Here is a 12,349-nt window from a genome sequence, read left to right on the forward strand (position 1 = left end):
GCTTTCCTCGTGGCTTCTTATTAGTTGTTCCACCTGCTGCCGGCCTGAGGCTCTGGCAGTCGTTCCATCCTCGGCGCGTCCCGTGCCATCTACATCCTCCCCCTCCAGGAGGCGGAGGGCGTAGATGTGGGGCGTAGGCAGTGGCCCGCAAGCGCACAAAATACGCCATCAGCCTAGCGCTTACGCCTATACCTGGCAGCCGACGCGCAGTCAAATGTGGCGAAAAAGCATAATGGAGCCACTTCGATGCGTGCCCACCGCCTACCCGCCCTGTCGCTGCTGCTCGGACTCACCCTTCCGCTGCCCGTACTGGCCGATCCCGAGCTGGCCGCCCGGCTGGATGGCCAGCCGCTGCCGCTGAGCTGGAATGCCCTGGCCAACGACCGCTACGACATCGAGCTCAGTCTCGCGCCCGGCCAGTTGCAGTTGCGCATGCCCCAGGCCAGTGGCGAGGCCGTGGCCCTTGCGCCCTTTCGCCGTCAGCCGCTTGGCACAGACAGCATTTACCGCTACGAAGTGCCTGAAGCCGGACGCTATCGGCTGATCGTCGAGACCGGCGCCGCGCCGGCCCTGCGCCTGCTGCCGATCAAGGCCGCCGAGCCGCAGGCAGCCACCGCGGTCTGCAAGCCATGGGAGGGCGGCGCAGTGGAGGTGACCGTTGGCGAGGTGTTCCACGACGGCGAAACCCTGCGCGACGCACTGTCCGGCGCCACGGCGGTGGTCCGCGACGGCCGGGTCAGGCTGCAGCCCGCCGCCGGCAGTGACGGTCTGCTGCTGCTCGAACGCGCCGAAGCGCCCGAGCAGCCGGTCGCACGCGACTGGCGCAACGCGATCGTCTATTTCGTACTCACCGACCGCTTCGCCAACGGCGACCCGAGCAACGACCGCAGCTATGGCCGCGAGCCGGATGGCAAGGATGAGATCGGCACCTTCCACGGTGGCGACCTCAAGGGGCTGACCGAGCGGCTCGACCATATCGCCAGCCTGGGCGTCGACGCGCTGTGGATCAGCGCGCCCTACGAGCAGATCCACGGCTGGGTCGGCGGCGGCGATCGCGGCGACTTCCGCCACTACGGTTACCACGGCTACTACGCACTCGACTTCACCCAGCTCGACGCCAACATGGGCAGCGACGACGACCTGCGCGCCCTCATCAGCGAGGCCCATGCCCGCGGCATCCGCGTGCTGTTCGATGTGGTGATGAACCACCCCGGCTACTCGACCCTGCAGGACATGCAGCAACAGGGCTTCGGCGCCCTGCGCGACGGCATGGCCGACTACCTGCCCGAGCAGTGGAGCGCCTGGCAGCCGGAGCCGCACGAGAACCTGCACGCCTACCACAACCTGGTGGATTACGAGCACCCGAGCTGGGCCGCCTGGTGGGGCCGCGACTGGGTGCGGGCCGGCATCGCCGATTACGACACGCCGCCCAGTAGCACGGTCGATCCGCTCAAGGGCTCGCTGGCCTTTCTGCCGGATTTCCGCACGAGTCCGAGGCGGTCGTCGCGCTGCCGGAGTTTCTCGCGCACAAGGCGCAGACCCGTGCCGAGCCGCGCGAAGGCTACCGGGTGCGCGACTACCTGATCGAATGGCTGACCGGCTGGGTCCGCGAGTTCGGCGTCGACGGCTTTCGTGTCGACACCGTCAAGCATGTCGAACCCGCCACCTGGGCCGAACTGCGCGCCGCCGCGGAGCGCGCCCGCGCCGATTGGGCTCGTACCAACCCGGACGATCCCATGGCCAGCGAGCTGTTCTGGATGGTCGGCGAAGTGTTCGGCCACGGCCCCGAAGCCAGCGACTATCTGAACCAGGGCTTCGATGCGCTGATCAACTTCGACTTTCAGGAGCAGGCCGTGGCTGCCAGCGACTGCCTCGCCGCCGCCGAACCCAGCTACGCCGACTATGCCAGGCGCCTGGCCGAGACGCCCGGGCACAACCTGCTGAGCTACGCCTCGTCCCACGACACAGCGCTGTTCAACCAGCTAGCCAAGGGCGACCTGACCCGCCAGCGCGGCCTCGCCGCCGCCCTGCTGCTGGCGCCCGGTGCGGTGCAGGTCTATTACGGCGACGAAAGCGCGCGCGCCTTCGGTGCCAGCGGTTCGGACCCGTATCAGGGCACGCGCAGCTCGATGAACTGGGCCGAGCACGAGCGGCCCGAGATCGCTGGATTGATCGAGCACTGGCAGCGGATTGGCCAGTTCCGTGCGCGGCATCCAGCCATCGGCGCGGGTGAACACAAACTGCTTTCGCCCGGCCAGCCCTATGCCTTCGCCCGCGAGCTGGGCGAGGACAAGGTCATCGTGGTGCAGGCACGATGAGCGCCGCCTCGTTGACCGCCGCGGCACGGCGCCAGGCCCAGCTGGCCTTTCTTGCCAGCGGCACCGAGTTTCGCCTGGGCCACGCGGAGGATTGCCCGCTGCCACCGGAACAACTGGCGGCGGTGCGTGGCGACGAGCCCTGGGTGCGCGCCTGCCTCGACGACGGCCTGACCGCTCGGGTCTATCGCGTGCAGCTGGCCGGGCGCGAGTGGGCGCTGAAGGTCGCCCGGCGGCCCTGTCGTGTGCAGAACCCGGACGGCCAGACGAGCTTTCTCAACGAGCTGCAGCGCCGCCGCGACCTTGCCCGGCTGATGCGCACGCCGGAGCAGGCCGAACGCCTGGCCGGTATCGTGCCGACGCAGTACGCCTCGCTGCAGCAGGGCATCGTGCTGTCGCCCTGGGTCGAAGGCCGGCGCATCGATCGCTGGGACGAACGTCAGCTTGTCGAGCTGTTCGACCTGCTGATCGCCCTGCTGCTGGCCGGCCTGTTCGAATGGGATCTGGCGCCTGGCAATACCCTGGACGATGGCCGCATCCGCCTGTTCGATTTCGGCTACCTCTACCCCTTCGACCCGCTGCGCCAGTACAACAGCGACGGCCTGGCCTCGCCTGGCTTTCACCCCGCCGAGCGCTTCGAGACACGCCAGCTGTTCGCCTGCCTGCTGCGTCTGGAACAGCAAAGCGAGACATGGGCACTGGCGGATTTCGAGCTGGAGAAACGCATCGCGCTGGATGCCTACGAGCGGTTGCAGCGAGAACTCGCCGCCCGTGGTGCCAGCCAGGGCGTGCTGGACTGGCTGAGCGGCCTGATGCGTCGCTGGCGCAACGCGCTGGCTGGCGATCTAGGCGGGTTATACCTGCAGGAGGCCTGGCGCTCGCACTGGCTGGACGTGAAGGACGACCTCAGCGGGCAGAGCTGCACGCCGCTGACCCTGCAGCGCCTGGCCTGGCTCCGGGATAAAGCCATTGCCCTGCATGCCGATCTGCTCGCCAGCGGCGCGCTGGCCAACGAGCGAAACCCCGGCCGCGATGCCTTGCTCGATGACTTACGCCAGGCCGAAGCCCAGGCGATTCGATGGCAATTGGCAGATGTTCAGAACGCCCAAGAGGTATGAGCCGCGCGGGTGGGGCGACGCTATGGCCACAGCGGAAACCTGAAGGTTGGCTGCAAGGCGAAGCTCCGCTGCGGTGGGCTGAAGCCCATTCTACGATGCAGCCAATCTCGCCCTACGCGTAAGCGTGCGACTCGCAACGGCAGTCGTCCCTGTAGGCACCAGCAGCACCTGCGCTGTCTCGCTCAAAATCCGCAGCTGGACCAGCCGCCGTAGGGTGGGCTTCAGCCCACCACAACGATCCCAGCAACAGCCACGCGGCTACCAGGAACCACGGCCGAACCCAACACAACGGTGCCGCCAACAAAAAACCCGCCTCACATAGGCGAGGCGGGCCACAGGTACTCGTGCTTCTTAGGGCTAGAAGCGCCCGACCGTACTGGTGCCTTCGCTGGGCGTCAGGCGGTTGTTCGCCCCGCCCTGCCACTGCCGCACCAGCGTTGCGTTGGCCTCATTGCGGATCAGGCATTTCCATTCCACGTTCTGGCCGGCAGGCAGCGAGATGCTGCCTTTCCAGGTCGGGTAGCCGCTGGTATCGGTCAGGCGCACGGCCGATGTTGGGCTCCAGTTGCCAAGCTGGCTGACGTTACCGGCCGCGTAGACGCTATCGCCGGGCTGCGTCACGCCGTTGTCGCAGCGGAAGTTGACGCTGACCAAGGCGCCGGGCTCACCACCACCGTTATCGCCACCGCTCCCAGCGCCGCTGCGCCATACCCGCACCTGGCCGTTGCTGGCGTTGACCGCCTCGCTGAAGCTGCCGCTGGCGACCTGGCCGGGACTGGCCAGATCGGAGTTGAGCGCCACCACCAGGGTCTGCTGGCTGCCGCTGACGGTGGCGACCAGGCCGCTGTAGCCGCTGTGGAAGCTGATCGCCGAATCGGCACGCACGCCGGCAGCGCGACGTACCTGTATCAGCTGGCGGATGAAGTCGCCGTAGCCCCAATCGTACATGTGCGACCAGTACACCACCGGCGTTCCGGGGCTGGTGAGGATGTACGCGTAGGCCTGGCGGATCAGCCCGTCCTGCAGCGCCCAGTGATGCTGACCTCCGTTCTGCCCGGGCGAGTAGCCGGTGTCGTGGTTGTCGACAAAGGTCACCGCCACCTCGCGCCAGCGCGGGTCGGGGTTGCCGTTCAGGCCGTTCTTCCAGTCGGCGATCGAGCCGTTCTGCATGCGCTCCTTGAGGGCGAAGTCGAACACCGGGCACTTGGCGCGATCAGACCAGTCCTTGATGATCTGCTGCCAGCTGGCCGTGTTGCGCCAGTCCCAGCTTGGGTATTCGGAGGGGCCTTTCCACAGTTCGCCGACGCAGAAGCTGTTGTCGGCACTGTCGGTCATCCAGCTGTTGACCCGCTCCGGTGCGAAGCCGCGAACAAAATCGAAGCGAAAACCGCCGGCGCCGTACTGGCTGCGCAGATTGGCGAACTCGTCGCGGAACATGCCGTAGACCTGCGGATGACTGGTATTGAGGTCCGCATCGCCGCCGACGAAACGATCACCGTCGTCGCAGTCGTTGGGGTAGTTGCCCGGATCGGCGCAGTCGTTGCGCCAGAAGCCCTGACCGGCCGGCAGGTTGATTTCCTTGTTCGGGTAGCCGCGGTTCATGTGGTTGGGCACCACGTCGTAGAGCACCTTCACCCCGGCACCACCCAGCGCCCCGGCGGCCTGGCGCAGCTGGGCATCGCTGCCATAGCGGCCGTTCTTGTTGAAGTCGTGCCAGAAGTAACCTTCGCCGCCGCCGGACTTGCCGCCTTCGCTCCAGCTGGAGAAGTCACGCCAGGGCACCGGCATCCAGATTGACGAGAAGCCGTCGGCAGCGATGGTCGAGGCCTGTTGGCGGAGGATGTTGTACCAGTCGTTGGGCGCTTCGCGGACGACGTTCCAGTGGAAGCCCTGGAGGATGATTTCGTCGCCGCCGTGGTAGCGAACCCCGGCCGGGCTCTTGCCGGCCTGATCGGCCAATGCGGGAAACGGCAGCAGGACCGCCGCCAATACGGCGGCACGCAGGATGTGGCTCATCGCAATACTCCGGTTCTTGTGCTTGTACGGGTATCCGACGGCAAGGCCGCCAGACGAGGATGAACGCCGGCCGGGTCTTCGACCGGCAACACCCAGGCTGCCCCTGCGCGTGGTCCCCACCAACCTCCCCCATGGGCTTTGCGGCGGCGTAGTGGCCAGGCGGAAGGCCCCTGGCAATCATCTGCGCCCCTCTCGCCTCATCCACGCCCCAGGGATTACGCCGTTCTCATCCCTCGTACGCCCTCGCTCTGCGCCAGCGAATTCTTCTTCCGGGAGGATGCTGCCCCTGGCCCTATCCCCGAGGCTTTCGCCACCCAGCTGCGCCGCCCCTGGCAGGCAGCTACGGCGTGATCGATTCGGCATTAACAAGAAAAACAAGGACCTCGTCATGAAGCACACCGCGCACCCTAGCTTTGCCTTCAAACCCGCCTGCATCCTCGCTGCGCTGCTGGTCAGCGCTCCGGCCCTGGCGGTCGACTTCCACGGCTACCTGCGCTCGGGCGTTGGCGCCACCGCAGGTGGCGGCGATCAGGCCTGCTTCCAGGCCGCCGGCGCACCAGCGAAATACCGCCTGGGCAACGAATGCGAAACCTACGCCGAGATCGGCCTCGGTAAGGAAGTCTGGAGCGAAGGCAACCGCAGCTTCTACGTCGACAGCATGATCGCCTACCGCTCCGACCAGGGTAACGACTGGGAAGCCACCGGCACCGACACCAACGGCGGCGAGAACAATCCCTTCGACGAGGCCGGCACCACCTCCATCCGCCAGTTCAACGTGGTCGGCAAGAACCTCATCCCGAGCCTGCCGGGCGCGGCGATCTGGGCCGGCAAGCGCTACTACAAGCGTCACGACGTGCACATCAACGACTACTACTACTGGGACGTCTCCGGCCCCGGCGCCGGTATCGAAGACATCGACCTGGGCTTCGCCAAGGCCAGCGTGGCGTGGATTCGCAACACCGACGGCGACTGGGTCTACCAGGGTTCGGGCACTGGCACCAACCTGGCGAACGACACCCTCGATTTCCGCCTCGCCGAGATCGACGTCAACCCGGGCGGCAAGCTGGAGATCGGCTACGACTACGGCAAGGCCAACCTCACCGACGAGCAGGAGCGCGACCCCGGCTACCAGGACCAGAAAGGTCATCTGGTCACCCTCGAGCACACCCAGAGCAACTGGTTCGGCGGCTACAACAAGCTCGCCCTGCAGTACGGCACCGACGGCATCATCGGCAGCAGCGGCCGCAACAACACCGGTAACAGCGACGGCAAGATGTTCCGCCTGGTCAACCAGGGCGTGGTCGGCCTGACCGACAACATCGAGATGATGTACGTGCAGATCTACGAGGACCGCGACTTCGACAACGACTCCGGGCAGACCTGGGCCAGCTTCGGTGTGCGCCCGGTGTACAAGTGGAGCGACGTGATGAGCACCGCGCTGGAGTTCGGCTATGACCGCGTTGATCCGCAGGCCGACGGCGAGCGCAGCCGCGACCTGAAGAAGCTCACCCTCGCCCAGCAGTGGTCGGCGGGCAACAGCTTCTGGGCGCGCCCGCAGATTCGCGTGTTCGCCACCTACGCCAAATGGGACGGCGGACGTTACCAGGCCGCCAGCGAGTCCATTGATGCCGGTGACGACGACGGCATCACCTTCGGCGTGCAGGCCGAGGCCTGGTGGTAAGCCGCAACGTTTAAGTGCCGTCGTGGACCGACCGCGACGGCGCCCTTTCCGCTCCCACCGTCCTGACGGTGCCTTTGCCCCGACGCTGGCAGGTCGGGGCATTTTTTGTTCGGAGAACCATCATGCATCGCTTGTCCTTCCTTACCGCCGGGCTATTGGCCCTGGCGCTCGCCGGTTGCAGCAGTGAGCCGCTGCGCCGGGTCGACGCTCTCACGACCAGTCCGAAACCGTTGGAACGTCCGGTCGAGCAGGCCCGTGACGCGCTGGCTGCCGCGCCAACCTGCTGCAGTGGTATTGACCAGTTGCCGTTCGAAACGCTGGAACCCGGTTTCGCTGGCGACGTACTGATCGACACCCAGGCGCCGGCCTACACTTTCGAGACCGGCAAGAGCTTCTTGCGCGCCTTCACCCTGCCGGCCGGCGGCCCCTCGTTCGAGATCCGTCTCTACAGCCAGGCCGGCAGCAGCGTGCTGGCGCCCAACGCCATGCTGCTGGACAGCCGCATGCGCCCGACCCGACTGCTGGATGGTGACGATTTCACCTACGTGCCGCCCACCGGGCTGAAAGGCGACAGCCTGGATGCACGCATCCGCATCGACCGCTCCCAGCCTGAACACCCTGGCAACGAGCGCTACCTGATTCTCTACACCAGCGACGCACAGATGGCCGGGCAGACCGTTCTGCAGCACCCGGCAAAGGCCTATGCCAAGGCGGCGGGCAACGAGCCGCCGAGCATTCCCGATCCAGTGGCGCCGCACTCGCCGGTGGGGGTGATCAGGCTGGTGATGATCCCCGACCGTGACGCCAATGCCCCGGCCAAGGGCTACGTGCCCGGCTACAGCATCGGCCAGGAAATGGGCAACGAACTGCCCGGCACGCCGGGACCGGCAGTACTGCCAGAAACATCGGCCTACTACCGCCAGGCGATTGATGCCGCACTGACGCAGAAGGACCTGGAACGCGCCCTGCGCCTGGCCGACGAAGCCACGCGAGTGGGTGATAGCGGAGCGAAGAAGTACCTGCTGGAGCGCATCGAGATTCGCTGAACAAAACCGGCAAGTGCGCGCACCATCGCCTGCTACCACTGTAGGGTGGGCTTCAGCCCACCAATTGCAGGAGGGCCGACTCTCCCAGCCGGCCCGGTACGAACGAGACGACTCGCACATCTGCGCCATCGAAGCGGTGGATGGATAAAGCGTCATCCACCCTACGACGTCTGCTGGCACCGTAGGGTGGGCTTCTGCCCACCAATTGCAGGAACGCCGAGTGCGCAAACCGCCTTGCGCGCGTCAGGACACGGCGCTGCGCGTCAGGCCGTCAGCTTCAACCCCACCAACCCCGCCAGCAGCAGCACGACACTGACGAGCCGCGCGGTCGAAGCACTCTCGCCGAAGATGACAATACCCAGGGCTACAGTGCCTAGCGCACCGATTCCGACCCAAATGGCATAGGCGGTACCCACCGGCAATACCTGCATTGCGCGGGCGAGAAGGAAGAAGCTGGCGGCCATGGCCACCAGGGTGAGTACGCTCGGCAGCGGGCGGGTGAAGCCTTCGGAAGCCTTGAGGCCAATGGCCCAACCTACTTCCAGGAGGCCGGCAATGGTCAACATGATCCAGGCCGAATGCATGACGATGACTCCATCAACTGCAGGGCCGTCCCCGCACGATTCGACATGCCAGCGGGTCGTCCCGCGGCGGACGCGACCCTAGCACAGCCGCGCACCGTTTTGGACCACTCACAGCGCCCATTGATCGATAGCGTTCCTAATCGGGAAATGCCGAACCATCGCAGATGTCCGCGGTAGATGGATGAAGCGACATCCACCCTACGAGTCCCGCGTAGGGTGGAAAACTGCGAAGCATTTTCCACGTCGGATAGCGGACCGATGTCCCCTGCCTCAGGCCACCTCATGCCCGCGGGCCGCTTCGCTCAGGTAGAACCAGGCGGGACGGTCCAGCTCCAGTTCGGCGCCCAGCAGCGCCTCCTCGATCCGCTCCCAGCGCAGGCTGCCGAGGATCGGCAACGGACGACCGGGTAGCTGCCGCAGCCAGGCCAGCGCCACCTGATTGGCCGTGGCGCCCCGGTCGGCGGCGACCTCACTGAGTGCGCTGCACAAGCGCTCACCGAAGCGTCCTCCGCCCATGGGCGACCAGGCCAGCACCTGCAGACCCGCGGCCTGCAAGGCATGCAAACCGCCGTCCCATACCCCTTGCTGGGCCTTCAGCGAGAGTTCGATCTGGTTGCAGCGCAGCGGCACGCGTTGCGCCAATGCCTGGCAATGCAACACCTCGGCGTTTGACAGCCCTACCCAGCCGACCTTGCCGCTGGCGATCAGGTCGTTCAGCGTGTCCGCCACCTCGTCGACCTGCAACAGCGGGTCCGGCCGGTGCAGCAGAAAACCGTCGAGCCGCTCGACACCCAGACGCGCCAGGCTGCCGTCCACCGCCTCGCGCAGATAACGGGCACTGGTGTCGTAGTGCTTGACCTGCCAGCGCGAGCAATCCTGCTCCGCCGGCACGATATCGACCTTGCCGATGATCTGCAGACGCTGGCGCAGCGCCGGCGCCAGGCGCAGGGCCGCGCCGAAGTGCGCCTCGCAGCGCCCGCCAGCATAGAGATCGGCATGGTCGAAACCGTTCAGCCCGCGCTCGACACAGCGTTCGATGAACGCCAGCAGTGCCTGGGGTTCACCCAGCTCGGGGTATTCCAGCAGGCGCATCATGCCCAGCAACAGCGGCTGGGCGAGCACGGGCGACGCCATGGCACGGCTCCGTCAGAAGATGTAATCGGTGGTCAGGAAGCTCGACTGGCGGTCACGAATGATACGGTCGACCAGCTGCTTGTTGGCCTCGTTGAAGCGGGTCGCCACCAGAGTGCGGATGGAGAACACGCGCAGGGCGTCATGTACCGACAGCGTGCCCTCGGCGGAATTCTTGCGGCCGTTGAACGGATAGCTGTCCGGCCCGCGCTGGCACTGGGCGTTGATGTTGATGCGGCCGACCTGGTTGACGAAGGCATCGACCAGCTCGCCGACCTGCGCCGGGTCGTTGCCGAAGATCGACAGCTGCTGGCCGTAGTCGGAGGCGGTGACGTAATCGATCACCTCCTGCAGGTCGCGGTACGGCACCACCGGCACCAGCGGGCCGAACTGCTCTTCGTGGTAGACACGCATGGACGAATCCACCGGGCTCAGCACGGCCGGCTGGAAGAAGGTCTGGTGCGACTCGCCACCGCCGGCGTTGATCACCCGCGCGCCCTTGGCCACGGCGTCTTCGAGCACCGCATGCAGATAATCGGTCTTGCCCGGCTCGGGCAGCGGCGTCAGCGCGACGCCGGGCTCCCAGGGCATGCCCGGCTTGAGCGCGTTGACGCGAGCGGCGAAGCGTTCGAGAAAGCCATCGAGCACCGCCTCATGCACGAAGAGGATCTTCAATGCCGTGCAACGCTGGCCGTTGAACGACAGCGCGCCGGTCACGGCCTCTTCCACCGCGTTGTCCAGATCGACCTCCGGCAGGACGATGCCCGGATTCTTCGCGTCCAGCCCCAGCGCGGCGCGCAGGCGGTGCGGGCGCGGGTGCAGTTTCTTCAGATCGGCGGCGCCCTTGTGCGTGCCGATAAAGGCGAACACGTCGATCTTGCCGCTGGCCATCAGTGCACTGACGGTCTCACGACCACGGCCGTAGATGACGTTGATGACGCCGGCCGGGAAGCTGCCGCGGAAGGCTTCGAGCAGCGGATGTACCAGCAGCACACCGAACTTGGCCGGTTTGAACACCACCGTGTTACCCATGATCAGCGCCGGGATCAGCGTGGTGAAGGTTTCGTTCAGCGGGTAGTTGTACGGCCCCATGCACAGCGCCACACCCATCGGCACGCGGCGGATCTGGCCGAGCGTGCCCTGCTCCAGCTCGAAGCGGCTGGAGCTGCGGTCCAGCTCCTTCAGCGCATGAATGGTGTCGACGATGTAGTCGCAGGTGCGGTCGAATTCCTTTTCGGAATCCTTGAGGTTCTTGCCGATCTCCCACATCAGCAGCTTGACCACAGCCTCGCGCTGTTCCCGCATGCGCGCCAGAAAGCTCTCGACGTGGGCGATGCGCTCAGCCACACGCATGGTTGGCCAGGCGCCGCGGCCGTTATCGTAAGCGGCGACGGCGGCGTCCAATGCGCGTAGCGCGGCGTCGGCATCCAGCAGCGGCGTACTGCCAAGGACCACCTGATGCTCGCAGCCGTCCGCCTCGCGCAGGAACACCGGGCTGCGTACCTCGGCCATAGGACCGTCCCAGTGCATCAGCTCGCCATCGACCAGATAATCGCGCTGCGTAACCGGTGCATCCGGACGATAGGCCTCGGGAATCTCATCCAGACGGGGGAAAAGCTCGGAAAGCGGGCGCGCGTTGCTCATGCAACCTCCAGGTAGCGAGAAGATGGGGAAGATGCGGCGGGCCTTCGCCCGCCGCGGGGGGATGGGACGATTACAGCTCGCGCTGTTCGGCACGCTCGGCGCGCAGGTCGAAGTCGCGCGGCAGCTCGGCCGCCGGCGCGCTGTCCAGCGCCTGCAGGGCCTGGCGCGTGGCGCTTTCGATGGCGGCCCAGTCGCCGGCACGCACGGCCTTGGCGTCGACCATCCAGGTGCCGCCAACGCACATCACATTGGCCAGGCTGAGGTAATCCCGCGCATTGCGCGCATTGACGCCACCGGTCGGGCAGAAGCGGATGTCACCGAACGGCCCGCCCAGCGCCTTGAGCGCTGCCACGCCGCCACAGATCTCGGCGGGGAACAGCTTGAAGCGGCGATAGCCCATCGCGTAGCCGAGCATAATTTCCGAAGCACTGGCGACGCCTGGCAGCAGCGGTAGCGGGCCCTGCAAGGCGGCTTCAAGCAACGCCGGCGTGCTGCCGGGCGAGACGATGAACTGTGCACCGGCGGCCTCGGCCTGCTCGAGCATGTTGGCGTCGAGCACGGTGCCGGCGCCGACGATCAGCTCCGGGCGCTGCTCGCGCAGCAGGCGAATGGCGCCCAGGCCCAGCGCCGAACGCAGGGTGATTTCCAGCACGCGCAGGCCACCGGCGGCCAGGGCGTCGGCCAACGGCAGGATGTCCGCCTCACGCTCGATGGTGATCACCGGCAGGATGCGCGCAGCGCTACACCACTTGTCGATCAGGGCGATCTTGTCGTTCATGGCGTCGGCGCTGGTTTGGATAGATGTCATGGATAA

Annotated in this window: 8 protein-coding genes and 1 pseudogene; 4 read left to right on the forward strand and 5 right to left on the reverse strand. The window is 66.4% G+C overall.

The genetic code is table 11. The features are described 5' to 3' along the window. Positions 1-246 precede the first annotated feature (246 nt). Positions 247-2,318: pseudogene (locus tag AAEZ08_RS17335) on the forward strand (alpha-amylase). Continuing rightward, positions 2,315-3,433, forward strand: a complete 1,119-nt coding sequence (locus tag AAEZ08_RS17340; RefSeq protein ID WP_500124774.1) for a hypothetical protein — start codon at positions 2,315-2,317, stop codon at positions 3,431-3,433. Before AAEZ08_RS17335 ends, AAEZ08_RS17340 begins: the two are co-directional and overlap by 4 nt. A 357-nt stretch (positions 3,434-3,790) precedes the next feature. Here AAEZ08_RS17340 and mta read toward each other — a convergent pair whose 3' ends face one another. Continuing rightward, positions 3,791-5,449, reverse strand: coding sequence for a glucan 1,4-alpha-maltotetraohydrolase (gene mta, locus AAEZ08_RS17345; protein WP_500124775.1), 1,659 nt, complete (start codon positions 5,447-5,449; stop codon positions 3,791-3,793). Between the two features lie 388 nt (positions 5,450-5,837). On the opposite strand from mta, the gene AAEZ08_RS17350 reads away from it, so the two are divergent. Further along, entirely contained in the window at positions 5,838-7,130 is a 1,293-nt protein-coding gene (locus tag AAEZ08_RS17350; protein ID WP_003283581.1) for a maltoporin, read from the forward strand. 122 nt (positions 7,131-7,252) lie between these two features. Continuing rightward, the gene (locus AAEZ08_RS17355) at positions 7,253-8,176 is read left to right on the forward strand and encodes a MalM family protein (RefSeq protein ID WP_181067350.1); all 924 of its coding nucleotides are present in this window, start codon (positions 7,253-7,255) and stop codon (positions 8,174-8,176) included. A 263-nt stretch (positions 8,177-8,439) separates the two neighbouring features. On the opposite strand, the gene sugE is transcribed toward AAEZ08_RS17355, so the two are convergent. The 4 genes from sugE to AAEZ08_RS17375 all read right to left on the reverse strand — a co-directional run bounded on the left by sugE (position 8,440) and on the right by AAEZ08_RS17375 (position 12,343). Further along, positions 8,440-8,760 carry a quaternary ammonium compound efflux SMR transporter SugE gene (sugE, locus tag AAEZ08_RS17360; RefSeq protein WP_003283584.1) on the reverse strand — a complete coding sequence of 107 codons (321 nt, stop codon included), beginning with the start codon at positions 8,758-8,760 and terminating at the stop codon, positions 8,440-8,442. Between the two features lie 270 nt (positions 8,761-9,030). Next, the gene (locus tag AAEZ08_RS17365) at positions 9,031-9,894 is read right to left on the reverse strand and encodes an aldo/keto reductase (RefSeq protein WP_500124776.1); all 864 of its coding nucleotides are present in this window, start codon (positions 9,892-9,894) and stop codon (positions 9,031-9,033) included. Positions 9,895-9,906: 12 nt separating this feature from the next. Beyond that, positions 9,907-11,535 (reverse strand): NADP-dependent glyceraldehyde-3-phosphate dehydrogenase, encoded by a 1,629-nt coding sequence (locus AAEZ08_RS17370; RefSeq protein WP_500124777.1) that lies wholly within the window; start codon positions 11,533-11,535, stop codon positions 9,907-9,909. A gap of 70 nt (positions 11,536-11,605) precedes the next feature. Beyond that, on the reverse strand, positions 11,606-12,343 hold the full coding sequence (locus AAEZ08_RS17375) for a bifunctional 4-hydroxy-2-oxoglutarate aldolase/2-dehydro-3-deoxy-phosphogluconate aldolase (protein WP_122098087.1): 738 nt from the start codon (positions 12,341-12,343) through the stop codon (positions 11,606-11,608). Between the last annotated feature and the right edge of the window lie 6 nt (positions 12,344-12,349).

Origin of the sequence: Pseudomonas sp. E45-MNA-CIBAN-0222 (assembly GCF_040310405.1) — a bacterium.
Lineage (GTDB): Bacteria > Pseudomonadota > Gammaproteobacteria > Pseudomonadales > Pseudomonadaceae > Stutzerimonas > Stutzerimonas stutzeri_AC.